The organism is Pseudarthrobacter sp. C4D7, assembly GCF_013359725.1.
Classification (GTDB): Bacteria; Actinomycetota; Actinomycetes; order Actinomycetales; family Micrococcaceae; genus Arthrobacter.
The window spans coordinates 32,872-52,044 of the sequence record NZ_JABFMW010000003.1 but is presented as its reverse complement, the minus strand read 5'-3'; the positions used below and the strand labels follow the sequence as shown (position 1 = coordinate 52,044).

General features: G+C 66.6%; 18 protein-coding genes and 1 pseudogene. 11 read left to right on the top strand and 8 right to left on the bottom strand.

The window, feature by feature from the left end; genetic code table 11:
* Positions 1–67: 67 nt before the first annotated feature.
* Together HNO81_RS03825 and HNO81_RS03820 are read right to left on the bottom strand one after the other, a co-directional pair.
* A complete protein-coding gene (locus HNO81_RS03825; protein ID WP_254703296.1) occupies positions 68–1,102 on the bottom strand; it encodes a glycoside hydrolase in 1,035 nt (344 codons plus the stop codon).
* Positions 1,103–1,154: 52 nt separating this feature from the next.
* Positions 1,155–4,631, bottom strand: a complete 3,477-nt coding sequence (locus HNO81_RS03820) for a DEAD/DEAH box helicase (RefSeq protein WP_175316809.1) — start codon at positions 4,629–4,631, stop codon at positions 1,155–1,157.
* A 218-nt stretch (positions 4,632–4,849) separates the two neighbouring features.
* On the opposite strand from HNO81_RS03820, the gene HNO81_RS03815 reads away from it, so the two are divergent.
* The 5 genes and pseudogenes from HNO81_RS03815 to HNO81_RS03800 all read left to right on the top strand — a co-directional run bounded on the left by HNO81_RS03815 (position 4,850) and on the right by HNO81_RS03800 (position 7,917).
* On the top strand, positions 4,850–5,461 hold the full coding sequence (locus tag HNO81_RS03815) for a hypothetical protein (RefSeq protein WP_175316808.1): 612 nt from the start codon (positions 4,850–4,852) through the stop codon (positions 5,459–5,461).
* 166 nt (positions 5,462–5,627) lie between these two features.
* The gene (locus HNO81_RS03810; RefSeq protein WP_175316807.1) at positions 5,628–6,368 is read left to right on the top strand and encodes a protein tyrosine phosphatase; all 741 of its coding nucleotides are present in this window, start codon (positions 5,628–5,630) and stop codon (positions 6,366–6,368) included.
* 244 nt (positions 6,369–6,612) lie between these two features.
* A pseudogene (locus HNO81_RS20365) lies at positions 6,613–6,672 on the top strand (hypothetical protein); the annotation flags it as partial.
* On the top strand, positions 6,660–7,118 hold the full coding sequence (locus HNO81_RS03805; protein ID WP_371818159.1) for an RNA polymerase sigma factor: 459 nt from the start codon (positions 6,660–6,662) through the stop codon (positions 7,116–7,118). The pseudogene HNO81_RS20365 and the gene HNO81_RS03805, both read left to right, overlap by 13 nt.
* Complete coding sequence (locus HNO81_RS03800) at positions 7,111–7,917, top strand: hypothetical protein (protein ID WP_175316805.1); 807 nt, start codon at positions 7,111–7,113, stop codon at positions 7,915–7,917. Before HNO81_RS03805 ends, HNO81_RS03800 begins: the two co-directional genes overlap by 8 nt.
* A gap of 36 nt (positions 7,918–7,953) precedes the next feature.
* On the opposite strand, the gene HNO81_RS03795 is transcribed toward HNO81_RS03800, so the two are convergent.
* Positions 7,954–8,460, bottom strand: a complete 507-nt coding sequence (locus tag HNO81_RS03795; protein ID WP_175316804.1) for a hypothetical protein — start codon at positions 8,458–8,460, stop codon at positions 7,954–7,956.
* Positions 8,461–8,687: 227 nt separating this feature from the next.
* Between HNO81_RS03795 and HNO81_RS03790 the strand changes: the two genes are divergently transcribed.
* Together HNO81_RS03790 and HNO81_RS03785 are read left to right on the top strand one after the other, a co-directional pair.
* Complete coding sequence (locus HNO81_RS03790; protein ID WP_175316803.1) at positions 8,688–9,188, top strand: sigma-70 family RNA polymerase sigma factor; 501 nt, start codon at positions 8,688–8,690, stop codon at positions 9,186–9,188.
* On the top strand, positions 9,185–9,859 hold the full coding sequence (locus HNO81_RS03785) for a zf-HC2 domain-containing protein (RefSeq protein WP_175316802.1): 675 nt from the start codon (positions 9,185–9,187) through the stop codon (positions 9,857–9,859). The genes HNO81_RS03790 and HNO81_RS03785 overlap by 4 nt, the downstream gene beginning before the upstream one ends.
* On the opposite strand, the gene HNO81_RS03780 is transcribed toward HNO81_RS03785, so the two are convergent.
* Positions 9,856–10,374: an SRPBCC family protein gene (locus tag HNO81_RS03780; RefSeq protein WP_175316801.1), complete on the bottom strand. Its 519-nt coding sequence runs from the start codon at positions 10,372–10,374 to the stop codon at positions 9,856–9,858. The two genes, HNO81_RS03785 and HNO81_RS03780, sit on opposite strands and share 4 nt — an antisense overlap.
* A 27-nt stretch (positions 10,375–10,401) precedes the next feature.
* Positions 10,402–11,250, bottom strand: a complete 849-nt coding sequence (locus HNO81_RS03775; protein WP_175316947.1) for a DUF1206 domain-containing protein — start codon at positions 11,248–11,250, stop codon at positions 10,402–10,404.
* Between the two features lie 186 nt (positions 11,251–11,436).
* Here HNO81_RS03775 and HNO81_RS03770 point away from each other — a divergent pair, with 186 nt between their 5' ends.
* A complete protein-coding gene (locus HNO81_RS03770; protein WP_175316800.1) occupies positions 11,437–13,017 on the top strand; it encodes a hypothetical protein in 1,581 nt (526 codons plus the stop codon).
* Positions 13,018–13,022: 5 nt separating this feature from the next.
* Positions 13,023–13,469 (top strand): hypothetical protein, encoded by a 447-nt coding sequence (locus tag HNO81_RS03765; protein WP_175316799.1) that lies wholly within the window; start codon positions 13,023–13,025, stop codon positions 13,467–13,469.
* Positions 13,470–13,490: 21 nt separating this feature from the next.
* On the opposite strand, the gene trmB is transcribed toward HNO81_RS03765, so the two are convergent.
* Entirely contained in the window at positions 13,491–14,414 is a 924-nt protein-coding gene (gene trmB / locus HNO81_RS03760) for a tRNA (guanosine(46)-N7)-methyltransferase TrmB (protein ID WP_175316798.1), read from the bottom strand.
* 387 nt (positions 14,415–14,801) lie between these two features.
* On the opposite strand from trmB, the gene HNO81_RS20290 reads away from it, so the two are divergent.
* The gene (locus HNO81_RS20290; protein WP_256398496.1) at positions 14,802–14,930 is read left to right on the top strand and encodes a hypothetical protein; all 129 of its coding nucleotides are present in this window, start codon (positions 14,802–14,804) and stop codon (positions 14,928–14,930) included.
* A gap of 971 nt (positions 14,931–15,901) precedes the next feature.
* On the opposite strand, the gene HNO81_RS03755 is transcribed toward HNO81_RS20290, so the two are convergent.
* Positions 15,902–16,969, bottom strand: a complete 1,068-nt coding sequence (locus tag HNO81_RS03755; RefSeq protein WP_175316797.1) for an IS110 family transposase — start codon at positions 16,967–16,969, stop codon at positions 15,902–15,904.
* Positions 16,970–17,277: 308 nt separating this feature from the next.
* The gene (locus HNO81_RS03750; protein ID WP_175316796.1) at positions 17,278–17,688 is read right to left on the bottom strand and encodes a hypothetical protein; all 411 of its coding nucleotides are present in this window, start codon (positions 17,686–17,688) and stop codon (positions 17,278–17,280) included.
* 137 nt (positions 17,689–17,825) lie between these two features.
* Between HNO81_RS03750 and HNO81_RS03745 the strand changes: the two genes are divergently transcribed.
* Positions 17,826–19,172 (top strand): MFS transporter, encoded by a 1,347-nt coding sequence (locus HNO81_RS03745; protein WP_217509075.1) that lies wholly within the window; start codon positions 17,826–17,828, stop codon positions 19,170–19,172.
* Position 19,173 lies beyond the last annotated feature (1 nt).

Below are 19,173 nucleotides of genomic sequence, written 5' to 3'. Positions count from 1 at the left end.
CTGGGCCGGTGCCGGCAGCCGCCGGCATGTGGTTCCAGGGTTTGGCCCTTCGTTGTGGGCAGCAGAGTCAGTGTTCCGTGCAGGCCAGGATTCCGTCGCGCACTTCCAGTACGGCCGCCCGGACGTGGCTGAGCCGGGTGCGCGGGTCCGGTGCCATGGTGTCGATGTCCTCGCCGCCCCAGTGCGGATGCGTGAAGTAAACCACCAGCGCGCGCTGCGGCCCGCCGTCGCGCGTGTCCCCGGTGTCAAGCGGCACCACGTCCGCATGGCGTCCGACGACGGGCCTTCCCGCCACCGATTCCGGCACCGTGAGGATCAGCCCGCCACGGTGCTCCTGCCGGACCCAGCGACCCGTTGCGTCCTCTGAACGGTAGACCGCCTGGCCCCGCCACTCGTCCACGATCATCCAGTAGCTGCCGCCCAGCCGGAAAACCTTGGGCCCTTCGTGCGGGCGTCCGGAAATCACCACGCCCTCACGGCGCCACGACGACGGATCCTCCGGAGTGCCGCTGACCGCGCTGAACGTGTTGGAGCCGCGGGCCTCGTCCTTGTACCAGAGGCGGTACCGGCCGTCACCGCACCGGGCAACGGCAGCGTCAATAACCCGGGGGGAATCGAGATCGATCCGGCCCAGGTACTCCCAGTGATGGAGGTCGGTGCTGACGAACTGGACGATGTCCGCGGCTCCGGTCCAGTCCGTGCGCCTGCCGCCCAGGACCGTCAGGTACATGATCCACCGGCCGCCAACACGGACGACGTCGGGCGCCCAGAGGGTTGCCGGCAGGTCCGTTCCCGGCGGGATGAGTCCCTCCGCGGTGCCTTGGTAGCGCCAGGTTGCGCCGCCGTCGGAGGATCTGGCCACCCCGATGGCCGTGCCATGCACCCACTCCACCCCCGCCAGCCCCGGAGCCGTGGCGCGGCGCTGCGTATAGAAGAGAACCCACTCGCCCCTGAGGTGGTCCGCTACCAGGACGGGGTCCGTGGGGCCGTCCCAAACGGGGTCCCGGTACGGAGTGGTGAAGGCGTCCGGGCGCAGCGGAACCAGGGGCGGCGCTGCAGGGGCTTCCGTGGCGGGCAGCTGGTGCGGCACAGTTTTCTCCAACGTTGTAGTTTTACGTTGAGCACCAGCTTAGACGGTGAGTCCCGGGAGGGCTTTACTCCTTGAACAGCCCGGCCAGGTCCTCGGCAGTGATGGCTCCGCTCGAGAGGGCATCGCCTTCCATGACGTCGGCGAACAGCTGCGACTTGCGGGTCTTCAGGGCCATGACCTTTTCCTCGATGGTGTCCTTGGCCACGAGCCGGTACACCATCACGTTCCGGGCCTGGCCGATCCTGTGGGTCCGGTCCACGGCCTGCGCCTCGGACGCCGGGTTCCACCACGGATCGAGCAGGAAGACGTAGTCGGCCTCGGTGAGGTTGAGGCCAAAGCCGCCGGCCTTGAGCGAAATCAGGAACACCGGTGCGCTGCCGTTCTTGAACTCGCTGACCACGTCGGCACGGTTCCGGGTGCCGCCGTCGAGGTAGCAGTACTCGATCTCCTCCTGGTCCAGCCGCTCGCGGACCTTGCCCAGGAAGCCGGTGAACTGGCTGAAGATCAACGCCCGGTGCCCCTCTGCCACCAGGTCCTCCAGCTGCTCAAACAGGACATCCAGCTTCGAGGACCGCACCGCGGCCAGGGACGGGTCCACCAGCGAGACGTCCAGGCTGAGCTGCCGCAGCAGGGTCAGCGACTGGAAAATGGTGAACCGGTTCTTGTTGACGTCCTCGATCAGACCCAGGATCTTTTGCCGTTCGCGCTGCAGATGCGTCTGGTAGACCTTCTGGTGGCGCGGATTCAGCACCACTTCAAGGATCTGCTCCTGCTTGGGCGGCAGGTCCTTGATCACCTGGTCCTTGGTGCGGCGCATCATCAGCGGCCGGACGCGGCGCCGGAGCTTTTCCAGCTGCCCCTTGTCGCCGTTCTTTTCCACCGGCTTCTGGTAGTACTCGGCGAAGCGTTTGGGGCTGGAGAACAGGCCCGGTGCCACGATGGACGTCAGCGCCCAGAACTCCATCAGGTTGTTTTCCAGCGGTGTGCCGGTGATGGCCAGCTTGAATGCCGCCGGGAGCTTCCGCGCGCACTGGTACGCCTTGGACTGGTGGTTCTTCACGAACTGCGCCTCGTCCAGCACCAGCCCGTTCCAGGTGCGGGAGGCGTAGGCCTCGTAATCGATCCGGAACAGGGCGTAGGACGTGATCACGATGTCTGCGCCGTCCAGGGCATCAGCCACATCCTGCCCGCTCTTGGCAAAGGTCTCGCCGACAGTCCGGATGGTCAGGCCGGGAGCGAAACGTGCGGCTTCCAGCGCCCAGTTTCCCACCACGCTGGTGGGCGCCACCACCAGGAAGGGCGCGACGGCGGCGGCCCGGTTTTCCGGGGCAGCGGCAGCACCGTCGTCGGGCGTTTCCAGGGACGAAGCAGCCGCGACGGCCAACTCCTTGGCGGCGCACATCAGGGCCAGCGCCTGGACGGTCTTGCCCAGGCCCATGTCGTCGGCCAGGATGCCGCCCAGCCCGTGCTTGTACAGGAAGCTGAGCCAGTTGAACCCTTCGAGCTGGTACGGGCGCAGCTCGGCGTTGAGTGACGCCGGCAGCGGCAGCCCGTCCGTGCCGCCCTCCAGGAGGCCGCCCACCGCTGACCGCCAGGCTGCGGCCTGTTCGTCCACGATCCCCAGCTGCGCCAGCTCATCCCACAGCCCGGCCTGGAACCGGCTGATCTGCAGGGGAGCATCCTTGTTGTCCTGCAGTGACCGGGCTTCCTCGATCAGCGCCCGCAGCTGGTGCAGCTCCGGCAGGTCCAGCGAGAAGTAGGCGCCGCTGGGCAGCAGCATCTTGGTCTGGCCCGCGGCGAGCGCGGAGAAGACGGCAGCGAAGGACACGGGCTGGCCTTCAAGGGAGATTTGGATGCCGAGGTCGAACCAGTCCCGCTGTTCGGTGGCCTTGGTGGAGATGGACACCACCGGCGCCTCTTCAGCCTCGCGGTAGTCGGCGATGTCGCCGGCCGTCTCCACGTCCACGTCAGGTGCTTCCCGCAGCCGGGGCAGGACTTCCTCAGTGAACGCCAGCGTATCCAGGCCGGTGAGCTCGGCGGACGCCGCCAGCCGGGGAGTACCCCAGCCGCCCGTGGCAGATTCGCCCAGGCCGGGCACCACCTCCCAGGGCTGGCCGATGCCGTCCAGGATGCGGGCCTCGGCCGTGTCGTCGCGGTAGCCCTGGTCGCCCGGATGCCGCCACAACGGCTGGGCGGTGACCAGCTTTCCCGTCTTGTAATGCCACTCCCAGTGCAGCCGCACCCGGTGGTCGGCGCCGTAGTTGGCCAGCAGCGAGAGGGTGGGAACGGCCAGTTCGGGCAGTTCCACGGACTCGTCGCGGGTGGTCACGCGGGCGGTCTGCTTGAGCTTGGGATAGAAGCCGGTCAGGAACCGCGACTCGTCCCGGGCCGGAATATGCAGCATGCTGCCGGCGGTGACGAACGACAGCAGTTCCTCGCTCAGCCCGCTCTCCAGCGGGGCCAGCGTGATCACTCCGTCCGGATCAGGCACCCCGGGAAGGGCAGCCTCTCCGGCCGTGAAGAAGATGCCGCGCGCGGGCCGGCCGATGGTGCCCACCGCTGCCGGGTCAACGTCGGCCCCCTCAACGGTGATGGTGGGGGAGAGTTCCAGGCCGCCGTCGGACGTGGTGGCTTTTGCTCCGGCGGCCTCCGCGGCAGGCTCCGCCACCGGAGCCCCGTACCGGCTGAGGGAAAGCCCGACGGCGGCGGGGGACTCGGCCACCCGGACCGGCTCGGTGCCGCGCGAGTGGACCAGATGGAGCCCGATCTTCCGGGCATCGGACAGCAGGCTCCACAGGTTTTTGCCGGCGTAGGAGTTCAGGCCCAGCCAGAGGCCGGCTGAGTTGTGCACCCGGCTGGCGGAGGAGGAATGGCCGGCCAGGAACTCCTGCAGCCACTCCACGTGCGCCTGGTTCGATTCGCGCCGGAAATTCAGGTAGCTCAGCGTGTTCCAGGAAACGTCCCCACGGATCCACTTGCCCTTGGCCCCCATGGTCACGGGTCGGACCTTCAGCTGCCGGACGCCGCGGACCGGGTCGCGGCGGCCCGTGTAGGAGAAATGCGGCGGCGGTTCCTCGATCTCGAACTGGAGGGCCAGGGGAACCCCGCTGGTGGAGGGGGCTGCGCCGGGCTGGGAGATCAGCGGGCTGAGGGCCTGCTCCCAGTCGGGGAGGGCGGCGGACGGTGCCCGGGATACCTGCATGGAGGTGGAGGGTGCCAGCAGCTGCACCCGGATGGCGGGGTTGTCCTCGGCAGCGAACAGCAGGGCCGCCACGTGCTTGCAGTCCTTGCGGACCGGGCAGCTGCAGACGCCCACCGTGCAGCTCCAGCCGCCGGCCCGCCGGACCAGCTTGGCCGTCGTGGAGTATGGCAGCTCCGCACCGCCCCGGACCTTGCCCAGCAGGAGTCCTGTGCCGCCGTCGAAGGACATGCCCGAGACCCTGCTCGCCATGGCATACGCCAGCCCGGCCGCCAGGGAGCGGTCGTTGATGGCGGGTGTCTGTATTGCCAGGTCCGCACTTTCGTCCGGTTGGGATGGCATGGTGAGCGCTACTTTCGGCAGGCCACGGCGGAGCCGGGTCCGGTGGGTGGTTATCTGATCCATCTTAGTTCGCCCGGCGGCAGCCCCATGCCGCCGGGTCCTGCGCTGGCGGTCCCGAAAACTTCGCTTGACGTTCATGTGGTTCCCGGTGCTGCCGTGTGCCGGCCGCCGTAGCGTGAAAGCGTCCGGAGTGCCACCACCGTCCAGCAAGGATCACCATGACCCGCACGCCCCAGCCCGTCGTCCTGACCAGCAGCAGCATCGAAGGCAGGGATGAGGAGGTGGTGGAAGCCAATGCGGCCATTATCGAAGCCATGCGGAAGGCCTCGCTGCGGCTGGAGGACATGTCCGCGGTGGCCGTCCGGAGCTGCCTGGTGGATTTCTACCTGTCCCAGGCGCTGGAGGGTGGCTTCGCGCAGTACGCCGTCATGGCGGGCGGCCGGATCGCCACGGATCCGCTGGTCCGCGAGGGCATGGCAGGGATGGGCGCCACTGCACACCTGGACCTGTTCAACCGGGCTGCGGAGGCCTACGGTGCCCTGACCGCCGGGACGGAAGCATCCCACCTGGCCGGCGGAGACCTGGCCGGCGGGGCCGTTGCTGCCGCCATCCTGCGGGTCCAGGAGCTGGACGGCGAGTTTGAGGAGTTGCTGGAACGGGAGAACATCACCGCCCTCAATGCCCGCTGGCTCCGCGGCCAGCCGGACCTCCTGGTGCTGGACGATGAGGAAGTGGGCCCCTACATCCAGCGGCTTGCGGCCATGGTTCCCCACGTGGCCGGCCGTACAGCAGTTGGTGCCTCCCCCCTGCGGATCTTCGGAGCGCAGTGAAACAGCCGGAGCGGACCGGCGATCCGGAATGCTTTCCAGCGAAGTGGGGCCGGTAAAAGAAATTCCGGAACACCCGTAACCTTTCCGCACCCTGAGGCGATGTAGTCCGTGATGGGTCCGCCCGGCGGGCCCCGTCCGATGTGTTGTCTAGGTTTTGGAGAAACAAATGTCTGTGTTCACCGTTCTCGTCACCAGCAAGGTCGCCGCCGGAGTCCTGGCCGCCGGAACCCTGGCCGTCGGAGGAACCGGCGCCGCCGCCGTCTCCGGCGCCCTTCCCGCCCAGGCCCAGCAGACCGCCCACGAACTCTTCGGCGCACCCGCCCCCAAGTTCGCAGCCGAAGCAGCAGCTGACGCCCAGGCCACTCCGGCCCCCACCGCCACCGTTGCCGTGGCCGACGCCATGAAGGGCGCCGACGCCACCGCCGAAGCAACTGCAGAAGCAACCGCCAAGGCCTCCGCAACCGCCGAGGCCTCCGCAACTGCCGAGGCCTCCGAGGGCAAGGCCGGCGCCGACGTCAGCGGCTCGGCAACGGCCAACACTGCCGTTGACGCCGCCGGTCCTGCAGCACTGGGCCTCTGCACCGCCTTCACCCACGGCGGCCTGGACGCTTCCTCCCAGGCGTTCTCCTCGCTGTCCCTCGCGGCCAAGGGCGACGCCAACATCAAGAGCTACTGCACCGACGTCGTGGCCAAGGCCGACGCCGCAGCCAAGGCCACTGCCGGAGCCAAGGGTTCGGCCTCGGTTGAGGTTGGGAAGCCCGAACTTCCGGCCGTTCCTTCCGCTCCCGCAGTGCCCGCCGTCCCGGCCGTCCCCGGCGTTGACGGCGCGGACACTGTTCCCGCCGTCCCCGCCGTCCCCGCCGTGGGCGGCAACACCGTCCACACCCCGTCGGTTTCCGCCCGCTAAGACCCATTGGCTAGTCTGGGCTGCGGCCGCGGCCGCGGTCCAGGCAGCCGGGCGGGGGCGCGGACCGTTGCAAGCGCGCCCCCGGCAAACACGCAGACAGGCAGCCGGAACAGCTCGGTAGACTGGCAGTCCGAACCGGAAACCGGGACCAGGCGCGAGCCCGGCCCCGGGATGGAGGAGCCGCTGGTGCTGGACACTTTGGCCCAGGAAGAGATCGACATATTCGACAACGCAGCCGGAACCGATCCGGCCGTGTTGTTCGCTGCTGCCTACCGCGCCTTCGCAGGTCCGGTGCAGGGATATCTCAAGGCCCGTGGACTCGATGATCCAGAAGCGGTCACCCAGGACGTCTTCCTGGCCTTCTACTCCAGGATCGGCACGCTGACGGGCGGCTTGCAGGGGGCAAAATCACTGGTCTTCTCGATCGCCCACGCCCGCATGGTGGACCATTACCGGCGGGTGGAGCGCAGGCCCCCGCTGACCCCCTACGATCCCCGGCACGACGGCCGGACCACGCCGTCCGCCGAGGACCACGCCGTGGAACGGACGGCCGGTGCCGAAGCCATGCTGGCGGGCCTCAGTAAAGAACACCAGGAGGTCCTGGCCCTTCGCGTCGTGGCGGACCTGTCCATCGACCAGGTGGCCGCCATCATGGGCAAGAGCGCCGGAGCCATTAAGCAGCTCCAGCGCCGGGCCCTGCAGAACCTCAAGGCACAAACGCTCAAGAGAAACCAGGCACAGCATGAGTGACACCGCAGGATCCCGCCACCACGACGCCGTTGACCAGCTGCTGCTGGAAGCAGGCATGCAGGACGACGGCCAGCTCCGCAGCGCCCTGACCAGCCTGCGCGGCCTGGCGGCAGAGACTCCCGCGCCCTCCGCCGACATTGCGGCGCTGATGGCCGGCGCGCCGGCTGAGGCCACCGCCGTGCTTCCCATGGGTGCGGCTGCCACCAGCGCGCCTGCCAGCACAGTGCTTCCCACGGCCCGGACCGCCGCGGAGCCCGCTGCCGCCGAGCCTGCTGCCGGGCAGCCGGCCGACCAGTTGGCGGCCCGGCGCAGGACCAGGCGCCGCATCACGCTCACCACGTTGTCGGTGGCTGCCTCGCTCGCTGCCGGCGGTGCCGTGGCCGCTGCATCCGACCAGGGCTTCCGCGATTCCCTCTCCCAGCTGAACCATGCCGTCACCTCATTCGTGACGGGTTCAACCGTCGCCCCTCCGGCCAAGGACGCCAGGCAGGTTCCGGTCCCCGGGCCGGCCGCACCCCGGCCGTCGGCAACCAGCAGCGCGGGTGCCGTCCCGCCGGCACCCGCGCCCGCCCCTGCACCTGCCACCGCGGCGCCGTCGGGCGTTCCGGCGGGGCAGGCAAGTACATCCGCCCACCGAACGCCCGCGCAGAAGCCTGCCGAGGTTCCCGCGGAACCGCCGCTGCCCACGAATGTTCCCGGCGATGTCAGGAAGGGCCTGGAACAGGGCCCCAAGCTGCCCGTTCCGCTGCCCACCGAAGTCCCGATTCCGGGCAAGGCCCCGGATCTTCCCCTCAAATAGGGCTGTCCTGGGGCCCGTCCCTGCCCTGCGCTCCGCCTAATAGCCTTGGCCTGCCGCTGTGATCATTGCACCGGCCGGATCGGACAGGTACCAGACTCCGCCGACGCCCTGGCCCAGCACGTCCCCCGGCTTGGTGTCCTTGGCGAAGTAGTAGAGGGGCATGCCGTTCAGCGTCACCTGCTTCCTGCCGTCAGGGGTGGTCAGCGTGCCCAACGTCCCGGTCACTCCTTCCGCGGTGGGGGACCCCGACGCAGTGGTCAGCGGCGGCCACTGGACCAGGCAGGATCCTGTGCAGGCGCTGCTGCCGGAGCCCTTGGTGTCCTTGGTGAAGAAATAGAGGCTCATCCCCTTCCCGTCCACCACGATGCTGCCCGCCGCGGAGGAGGCGGTCCTGAGGTCGACGGCGGAACTAGCCTGCGATGGTGCCGTAGAGGTTATGGACGGGCTGGGGGCCGCCGGCGCGGTTCCTGCACTGCTGCCGCAACCGGTGAGGGCTGCGGCCAGGGCCAGGATGGCAAGGCCTGGCCCGGGATGGTGTTTCATGGTGTGCTCCTTGAATGGGTTGTTCCCGGCTGCTGCCGCGGCGCTGGATCAAGATGCGCCACCCCCTACGACGCCCCCGGGTGGAAAATGGTTCACAGGTACGCGGCGGCGCCGTGCGGTTGAACCACTGGCCGGTCCCTGTCGTGTTAACAGCCGGGAGTGCAGATGCCGGGGCGTTCCCGGAACAGTGATGTGGGCAATGGTGCCGGCAGGACGGGAGGAGCGGCATGCCGCTCGACGAGAACGTGGTGGAGGCCATCTACCGTGAGCACGGCACCGCCCTGCGCCGCTTCGTCCTCAGCGCCACCCGCGATCCACAGCTGGCGGAGGACGTGGTGCAGGAAACCGTGCTCCGTGTCTGGCAGCATGCCCCGGACATCAACGGCAGCTTCCGCAGCTATTTGTACCGCACAGCCAGGAACATCATGATCGACAACTACCGCCGCAGCCGGCGCCGCCCGCACGAGACGCTCGAAAGCAGCCTCACGGACCCCGGCGAGGAGATGGGACGCGTCGACGAACTGCTCAACCGGGTCCTCATGGAGGAAGCGCTGCTGCGGCTCAGCACGGAACACCGGGACGTCCTGGTGGCCCTGCACTACCGCCGGTTCACCGTCAACGAGGCCGCGGTCCAGCTCAACATCCCCAGCGGCACCGTCAAGTCCCGCGCCTACTACGCGCTCCGGGCACTGCGCACCATCCTGGACGAGATGGGGGTGGAACGGTGAGCGCCAATCCCCACCACCTGCTGGGCGCCTACGTGCTGGGCGGCCTCGACGATGCGGATCTCAGCCTTTTCGAGGCACACCTGGACGGCTGCGCCGCCTGCCGCAAGGAGCTGGCAGTCCTGGAGAAAGTGCCCATGCTCCTGGATTCCCTTCCCGTTCCGGACGCCGTGGCGCTCAGCGGCAGTCCAGGCAGCAGTGCCGTGCCCGGCGTCAATGCGGGGGCGGATGCCAACGCCCCGGCGCGCCTGTTCAACGAACTGGCGCGCCGCCGTCGGACATTACGACGGCGGTGGGCGGTGTTGGCAGGTGCCGTTGCCGCCGCATGCCTGGCAGCGGGTCTGGCCGTGGGGCCGCTGCTTGCCAGGCCGCCGCAGCCTGATGCCACCTACTCTGTGGCGTCCGGCGGAGGGCTCCACGTAAACATCGACATGGCGCGGAAGACCTGGGGGACCGAGCTCGCAGTCAGTGGCAGCAGCCTGCCGGCGGACGGCACCCTCTCGCTGTGGGTCCGGGACCGCGCAGGCGCTGAGGACCGGGCCTGCGCCTGGACCGCAACCCCCAGCGGAAAGGTCAAGGTCACCGGGGCCACGCCCATCCAGCTGGGCAGCATCTCAAGCGTTGAACTGCGCGACGGAGCCCAGCGGGCCGTGGCCGTTATCACCGTCCCCTAAGCCAGCGGATCCGGTGCCTGGTCTCCTGGGTCAGCGGCACGTTCCAGTGTCCTGAATTCGGCCACCAGCGCGGGGTCCTCACAGGCGCGGGCGAACGCCTCGATGCGGCGTTCGATCTCGTAGCCCAGCAGCAGGCTGCCGATCCGTTCCATGACCGGCCGAAGCAATGCCGGGCGGCACGAAAAGGTGTATTTCCAGACTGCCCGGGTGCCGCCGTCGTCCCCGGTGAACCGCCAACCGCCGCCGAAGTTCGTGAAGAACCACGGCCCGGACACCATGGTCATTCCCACGTTCCGGGGCGGCGCGTAGGACACGTACTGGCTCACCATGGCCAGGCCCAGCCGCGACCTTGTGCGGGTGCGCACACCCTTGCCGGCTGCCTTCGCCCCGTCCAGGAAGCTTTGTGCGGAAATGAACGGGTCCCACGTGAGCCGGAAGTCCCCGGTGGTCTGGGAGAGGGCGAATGCAGTCTCCGGGTCGATGCGGATAAAGCGTTCAGCGCGTACCTGGGGCATGCCCCCACCTAACCACGCGGCGGGCTGCTACTTGGTCATTTTGGCCATGCGTGCGCGCATGATCATGTACGCGCCGTAACAGATCAGCCCCGCTCCCACCGCGGCCAGGAGATAGGGGCCCAGCGGCTGGTCGCGGAGGGCACGCAGGCCGCCGTCGAGGCCGGTGGAGTCTTCCGGGTGCTGCTTGATAGTGGCGATGGCGATGAGCAGGCCGGCCAGGAGAAGCACCGTCCCCTTCGCCAGGTAGCCCGTCACTCCCAGTGCCGTGACGGCGGTTCGGGCGGGCCCGGGAGCAGGCATCCGCAACTGCTTCTGGAAGGACTTCTTCGGGCCCCGGATCCCGTAGACCACTCCCGTCACGGCCACGGCGACGCCGATCAGGACCAGAAGGGAAATCCCGCCCGGGGCCTGCATCAGGGACACGGTGAAGTCGCTGGTGGCCTTCCGGTTGTCATCGCCGGTGCCGGTGCCGGTGGCGAAATGCCACAGGGTCAGCGCCAGGACGGCATACACGATGGCCTGCAACGCAGCCTTGGCCTTGTTCTTGATCTTCTTTTTGGTGGGCTGGTGGTTGAAGTCGAAGATCGCGTCCCCGGCCTGCCAGAGCGACAAGGCCGCGCAGGCGGCGAAGCTTCCCCACAGCAGGAACGGGCCCACCGCCATGGTGGCAAGCTCGGACACAGCGCCGCTGAAATCCGCATGCCCGGTGCCGCCCAGGGCCAGCCGGATGGCGATGGCACCCACCAGCAGGTGCAGGATGCCGCTGACGGCGAACCCGGCCCGGGCCAGGAACTCGAGGACGCGCGAATTGGTGACATCCTCGGCCGTGTCAACGACCTGCTTGAGTTCTTCTTTGATCGTCTTTCCTTTGGACAGGCGCGGTAGTGCGCTGGTGTGCGTGCCCCTATTACAAGCCCAATCGTGCCACGCCGGCCCGGCCCGGAACAGTTCCGCCGGCGTGTACCGGGCGATGGGGAGGTATCCCCATCGCCCGGTTCCGGCACCTGTGCAACCATAAGGACCAGCGATTGACACGTACCGCACTCTTTTCCGGGGGAAACCATGACTTTTTACGGCGCAGACATCAGCCAGCTGCGGGCGCTGGCCAAGGCCGCCGACCAGGCGGCATCACTGTTGAGCAGCCGGGCAGGGTCCTTGCACAGCCAGATCCAGTCCGCGCCGTGGAAAGGCCGGGACGGTGAACGCTTCCGCCAGGAGTGGAGCGCCAGCCACCGCCCCAGCCTGGACAAGGTGGTGGCCAGCCTGCGGGCGAACTCAAAAATCCTCATGAACCATGCCGACGAGCAGGAGAAGGCGTCCACCTCCGGGAACGGGGGTTCCGGCAACAGCACCTGGGACCGGGTCACGTCCTTGGCCGAGCAGGCGAGAGAGTGGTTTAAGGAGAAAGCCGAAGAAGCGAAGGCTGCGGCCGCGCACCGGCAGGAGCTTGAATCAGGGCTGGAACGGATGCTCAACGCCAGCCCGGAAGAGCAGGCAAAGTGGTGGGCCGGCCTCTCCGACGCCGACAAGCAGTATCTGATCCAGGGCGAAGGCGCCGATGGGCCCTTCGCCGAAGACCTCATGCGCATGGACGGCGGCATTCCCGCCGCCGCGCAGGAGCTGGCTAAGAAACACCTGCAGGAACTGGCCAAGGCGGATATTCCGGTCTACTCGGAAACGGGCAAGGCCTCCATTGAAGCCAGGGTGGCGTGGGTCCATGGCGGTGCCGAAGTGGGCACCGAAGTGGTGGAAAACGCCGACGGCTCCGCCACCATGAAGGTGTACGGAAACATGGGCCTCGGCGTCAATGACACCAGCGGCACGGCGGGTGCGACGCTGACCGGTGAGGTCTCCCGCGAGTACACGTTCGCCAGCGTGGAGGAAGCCATGGCGGCCCGCGAACAGATGTACCGCGACCTTCCGCCGGACAGCATCGGTGAAATCAAGGATGTGGCGGGCAATCCCCCCGGATACATCCTGGACACCATCAACGATGCCGCCAAGGACAACGGGTCCTCCGGACAGACCGACAAGGCCAAGGGCACCTTCTCGCTGGATGCCAAGGGCGAGTCCGGCGCGGCGTCAGGTGGTGCCAAGCTCGACCTCGCCTACGAGCGGAACCTGACGGACGGCACCTCCACGGCCAGTGGCGAGGTGTCCGCCCAGGGGCAGCTGAAGCTGGACGGCCGGGTCTTCGAGGCATCCGGCAAGGGCGGCCTGCAGGTCAACATGGACAAGCACAACAACATCGATTCCGTCTCCGTCTCCATGGACGGAACCGTGGCCCAGGGCGTCACGTCCGGCCTGAAGACCGAGGGGGCGAAGTTTGACTCCACCGTGACGGCCGGAACCCAGGGCACCGTGAAGATCGACGTGGATTACTCCCCGGAGAACCGCCCGATCATTGACAGCTACCTGCGCAACGTGGCCCTGGGCAATGACTCGGGTGCCGCCCGCGACGCCGCCCGGCTGTACGAGGCCGGCTCCGCCACCGTCCAGGTGAACTCCGTGGTGAAGGCCACCAACGAGGCCGGGTTCAACGTCAAGGTGGGTGAAGTGGAGGTCAAGACCGAGAACCAGGCCACCACCAACGTGTCCACGTACTATAAAGTCCCCAACGACACCAAGCTCGAGAGGCTCTGAAACCTATGTCAGTGCACATCGAATCCCCGCTGGGCTTCACCGCAGATTTTCCGGAGCACACCCAGGTCCTGGATGATTCCACGGCCGGGCCCAACAGCGAGCAGTTCGGTCTCCTGGGCGGCGTCCTGGTCACCGTGATCAAGGACGACACGTCCGTGCAGGATGCGCCGCAGGCCAACGGCTGGGCGCATCTGATGTCCGGCTTCTACCTGGAAGAGCGCGGCGGCACCCTCCTGGCAGAGGGAGAGCTGAACCTGCCCGGCAAGGCAGCCTACGCCGTGGTGGTGGGGTACGACGACGACGGCGGGCCGGCCAAGGTGGCAGCCACCGTGGGCGTGTGGGAAAGCAGCCGGTTCATCGGCGTCGTGGTCGTCTGGCCGTACCTGAACCCCGAAGCGGAGCCGCGCCTGGACATGCTCAAGGAGATCGTCGCCGGTATTACGGTGGGCTAGCAGCTCCCACCGGCGCGGCTTTCAGCGACGGCGGTAGCAGAGATCGAAGATCAACCGGCCGGCCTCGTGGGCCTTCGCCTCGAAGCTGGTCCGGATCCGGCCCTCGAAGCGGGGAGCCCAGCCGCCGGTTTCATCCACGCCCTCATTGGGTCCGGTGTGTTCGGTGCTGACCGGGGCCCGGCCCTCACGCACCGGCGCGCCGCCCACCACCGATTCGACGCCGGACTGCCACACCTGGGTCAGCGGGCTTTCGGGCCCGCGGCGCTCGCCGGTGTGGAGGTTATCGAAATCCGCTGAACCTGCCATGACGTCGCGGACATGGACTGCGTAGTTGGACCAGTCGGTGGCGATCCGGAACAGGCCGCCCGGCTTCAGCGCCCGCGCGGCCAGTCCGGCGAATTCCGGCTGGATGAGGCGGCGCTTGTGGTGCCTTGACTTGTGCCACGGATCCGGGAAAAACACCCACAGTTCGCTGACGGAGCCCTCCGGCAGCATGGTGGCCAGGACCTCGGGCGCGTTCGCTTCCACCACGCGGACGTTGTCCAACCCCCGGCTGTTGATCTTGATGATGGTGTTGGCCAGGCCCGGCGTGTAGACCTCCACCGCCAGGAAATTGGTGTCCGGGTTCTGTTCCGCCGCATGGCAGATGGCGTCGCCCAGGCCCGAACCGATCTCAACGATGAGCGGGGCCTCGCGGCCGAACTCAGCTGCGGCGTCAAACGTGTAGTCCGGGTGCACCGACGTGTTGGCCACATGCCGTGGCACGCCGATTGCCCACCGTTCGGCGTGCTCGGCCCACGCAGCTTGCCGGCGGCCCTGGAGGCGGGTGCCGCGGCGCACGAAACTGACCGGGCGGCCGCCGTAGGTGCCGAAGGAGGCCTGGGTGCCGGGCGTCACGGGCCTGGGGACATGCGGCTGCTGGGGGTTTTCAGGGGATTCGCTCATCCCCTCCAGAATAGCGCCGCAGGCACGGTGGAGGATCTGGGCGCCTGGATGCTTCTATATTCGTCAACCATCGGTTGGGTTGGGTCCGGGCCGAGACGTAGGCTCCAGTACCCACTTATCTTGTGGAGGCTAGGCTGGGCTTCAAGCGGTCTGCGAACTGCGAACTGCGAACTGCGGCCAAACTAGAGGGGGCAGTACGAAAACATTGGTTTCCGTGAGGTAATCGGTGAAGACGGTACGACACCAGATGCCATAACTACCGAAACGACAAAAGAGGGTGCACTCCCGCCGCGGCTAAATCCGTTCATCCTAGTTCTGTGGGCATTGTCCGGGGTCTTTATCCTGGGAGGACTATTGGCGCTCCTAAATGGCTCCTTGGAAGTGAGCATGACAGATCACGTCAGCATGGCCTACATCCTCTTCACCTTCGCACCCCCCAGCGTCTTCATCGGCGTTGCCACCGTTCTCGGACTGATGTTCTGGCACGCTTGGCACTGGCAACGCGCAAAGGGCTAGTCCCGGGGGCGAAAATTCGGCAGAAGATCAACGGCCCGCGCAGGGGCAAGATTCTTCTCCTGATAACACTCCCCAAGATCAAGGATGAATCAGAAAGTTTTTCTTGACTTACAGGAAGGTGCCGATAGGCTTTTATCACTTCGCTGGTTAAACCTCTTAAAAGGTTGCGATAAAGGTCTAATTTCGGAAAAGTCCCGGCGAAGACAATCACTGCCATGTAAGGTCCATTTCAGCCTGGGGGAATAATGAGAAATGTAATCACGCGTGCCGCTGCCGTTGTCGCAATTGCCGGAGGAGCGGCATTTTCCGGTATAGCGGCCGCTAGCGCCGCTACGCCTTCTCCGAATGTCGTAGGAGTTCTGCAGACCGAAACATTCAGGGCCGAGCGCAATTGCCAGGATAGGTACCAACAGTTGCTGACTTATAACGCGGTGATCGTCAAACCCTGCACGCACGTAGGTGGGGCGTTCGGCGAGTACTACCTACAGTTCCGGATGACGTACCTCTAGACCCGAGCACGGTTTGGGGCGCCTCGCGAGTGCTCCAAACCGTGCCAAGTGTCAGCTCCTTTCCACCACCAGGCGGCCGGCCCGAACCGACCTGAGACGTAACCGCTGCAGCTGAGAAAATCTAGATTTATCTTAGAATTGGGGCTAAGCTCTACTTAAGAAATAGGGGGATAGATGCTGCGTCAATTGAACCTTTTGCCTGCCTGGGCGAAGATTACATGTCTTTTGTGCCTTGCATGTGGCGTCGCATTTGTTATCGTCACGGTGGTTACACTTAGTCGCGGTTCGAACGTTACCGATACACTCTTCAACCTACTTCTGATCGCCGCCTTCGTTGGGCTTGCAGCTGCAGTCGCTTCGAAGGCTAAGCCGTCTTCTCGAGGAGACGGCGAAGAATCAGGAAAGCGGCGAGGACCCCTTTTCTTTTGAGCATTCGGCAGATCTAGAACCTCCTTGCCACAATCAACCCGCTGAAAGTATGGCTTCCGGCGCCCCACTCAGTGTTCGATAAAGTTGCCGTGTTATGTAGCGCTTGAGGCTCCGCATGATTTCCTTCTTGGTTTTCCCCTGGCTTGTCCGCTTCATCACGTAGCCTCTGGTAATTGGATCTCGGTTCATTCTGATGAGGGCGATTGTGTAGATGGCTTTGTTGAGTTGGCGATCGCCTCCGCGGTTTAGCCTGAATCTGGTGGTGCCACCTGATGAGGCCGGGACTGGGCAGGTGCCGGCCAGGGCGGCGAATGCGGCTTCAGATCGTACTCGCCCGGTGTGTGACCAGGCGGTGAGGATGATTGCGGCCAGGACTGGGCCGATGCCGTAGTCCTGCAAGAGCCCCGGCTGTACTTGCTGGACGAGTGTTTCGAGTTCTGTGTGGTTCTTGGCCATTTGTCTCTGGAGGGTCAGGATTTGCTGAGCCAGCCTGACCGCTTCGCGGCGGCATGTTTTGGTTCCGAATTCCTCGTCTCGTTCTCTCCAACCTGCGATGGTGTTGATTTGGGTGATGGTCAAAGGCTTGCGCGCATCCAGGCCGAGGTCTACGACGCGCAGGAGTGCAGTTAGGGCGTTGATGGCTGCGGTGCGTTCTCGTGCCATCGTCCCGCGTGCGTTGGAGAGAATCCGTAGGGCCATGTGATTCTGACCCGAGCGTGGTTCCGGCAGGTGCTCTACCGGGAGGCTGAAAACAGCTCGTGCTGCACGGGTCGCATCCATGGCATCGGATTTACCCTGGTAGCGGCCCAATCGCTGGTTCGGAACGGGAGCTTCGGTGACTTGGAAGCCGGCGTCGGAGGCTTGTTGCCGTAGCTTCGCACCGTACGATCCGGTTCCTTCCATGGAGAGGAGCACGTGCTCGTGCGGCACACCAGTGTTCCTCAGGATCCAAGACAATGCGCGGTTGCCTCCGGTTGAGGTGGCTGGGAATGTTTCGTTCGCGATCTCGCCGCCGCTTCGTGTGCTGATGATGGCAAGGGTGTGGGTTTTGGCGTGGGTATCAATGCCGACGACGAAGGCGAACTGTTCTGCAACGATCATCTGTTCCTCCTTGGTACCGGGAAATGAAGGCGCATCAGCGGGGTTACGGCGTGGCAGGTCTGTAAAGGGCCACACCCGCTGCGCGGATGGGCATGCTTCTAATCAGGCCAGCGCTGTAGACAGAGCCGATGCTGGGCCCGGACAGGGTGGACATATCCAAGCAAGCGCACTCCACAAGAAACTCATGTCGGAGGCAATACCATGGGCGAGTCACACCCCAGCCGGCCACAGCACCAGACTGCCAGCCGCTCACAGAGCAACCGGGTAAAGACTTACAGACCATGGGCTGCGTCCGGACCCGTAGGTGCTCAGAACACGCCCACGAGGTTGAGGGCCGGACCGAGAGCCAGCATGAGGACCAGGCCGCCGATGCACGGGGCAACTGCCGCTGCGGACCAGCTGCCGGAACCCCGTGGCAGCTGTTTCATCGCCCGAAGTGCCAGCCGGATCCCAAGCGATGCGAAGAGGACAGGCAGGCCGAACAGCACGAAGGGTGCTACCCAGGGAGTGGGGGAGTGGCCGTTGTCCGCATGGGTCATGAGCATGGCAACCCCGGCGAGCGGCCCGGTCAGGAACATGCTGACGGGAGCAAGGATCGCCAGGACCAGGCTGTTGGTTGCGTTGCTTCCGGACCGGGGGTTGCCGGGTTCTCCTGCCATCACCCGGGGTACGGCGTCCATTGGTGCCTGACGGGGTTGTGGCTGGGGTGTGGTGTCCATGGTGCTCCCGTGGGTTGGTGCGGCCATTGGCCTGGCCGCGGCTGGTTTCAACCTATGAAGCCGCACCCAGTGCCGGCAGGTGTGCCGGACCGTATGTGGAAAACTCCGCGCCGCTGCCCGCCTGCAAGAATGGGCGGATGATGGACGCAACTAATGCCGCGGCAGGGAAGCAGCGGCCGGTGGAACCCTCCGAAGACGCCCGGCGGAGTGCCAGGACCGGCAGCAGCGCTGTGGACCTCAGCACGCTGGTGGACGCCGAAATCGACGAGCTGCCGGCAGCGGAACCCACCCGCGTGGGGAGCCGGCGCGCCCTTGCCTACCTGGGCGTCTGCCTGGTCCTGATCGGCCTGAACCTGCGGAGCGTCTTTTCCAGCCTTTCGGCCGTCCTGCCGGAGGTGACCTCCCAGGCCGGGCTGCCCGGCTGGTCCGTGGTGGTGCTGACCACGGTCCCCGTGACGCTGCTGGGCGTGTTCGCGCCGCTTGCCCCCATCCTGGCCCGCCGGTTCGGTGCGGAGCGCGTCCTGCTGGGCGCCATGGCATTGCTGACCGCCGGGCTCCTGCTGCGGCCCCTGGCCACCGGGACGGCAACGGGCGGGAGCGGCCACCTTCCTGCCCTTCTGCTGGGCACCGCAGCCTGCGGCGCCGCCATCGCCCTGTGCAACGTGCTCCTCCCGGGCCTGGTGAAACGCGACTTCCCGCACCGGCTGGGGCTCATGGGCGGCCTCTACACCACCGCCATCTGTGCTTCCGCCGCACTCGGGGCCGGCTTCACCTACCCGGTGTACACGGCGACGGGGGAGTGGACCAAGGCGCTGTGGGTCTGGGCGCTGCCCGCCGCCGTCGTGCTTCTCCTGTTCCTCCCCGTGGCCCTTCGCCAGGGCACGGTCCGGCACCAGGCCGTCCGGGACGGCGTAAATGTCTGGCGCTCGCCGGTCGCCTGGCAGGTCACCATCTTCATGGTGCTGCAGGCCATGATGTCCTTCAGCGGCTTCGCCTGGCTGGCGCCCATCCTCCGGGAACGGGGCGTGGACGGGGCCACCGCAGGGCTGATCGTTGCCGTGTGCATTGTGCTGCAGATGCTGGGCTCCCTGTTCGCCCCTGCGCTGGCCGCGCGGTTCCGCGACCAGCGCGCCATCAACACGGTGGTGGCGCTGATGACCGGCGGCGGGTTCGTGCTGAGCATCCTGGGTCCGATCAACCTCATCTGGGTGTGGGCAGGCCTGCTGGGCCTGGGGCAGGGAAGCCTGACCGCCGCGGCCCTGACCCTGATCATGCTCCGCACCCGCGACGGCCACACCGCAGCCCACCTCTCCGGCATGATGCAGGGTGTTGGCTACGGGGTGGGCTCCACGGGAACCCTCATGGTAGGCCAGCTCCACCAGGCAACAGGGTCCTTTGTTCCCGCCGGCGTGCTGTTCATGGTGGTTGGCCTGCTCGCGGCGGTCTTCGGCTACCGGTCCGGCCGGAACCGGTTCGTGGAGTAGG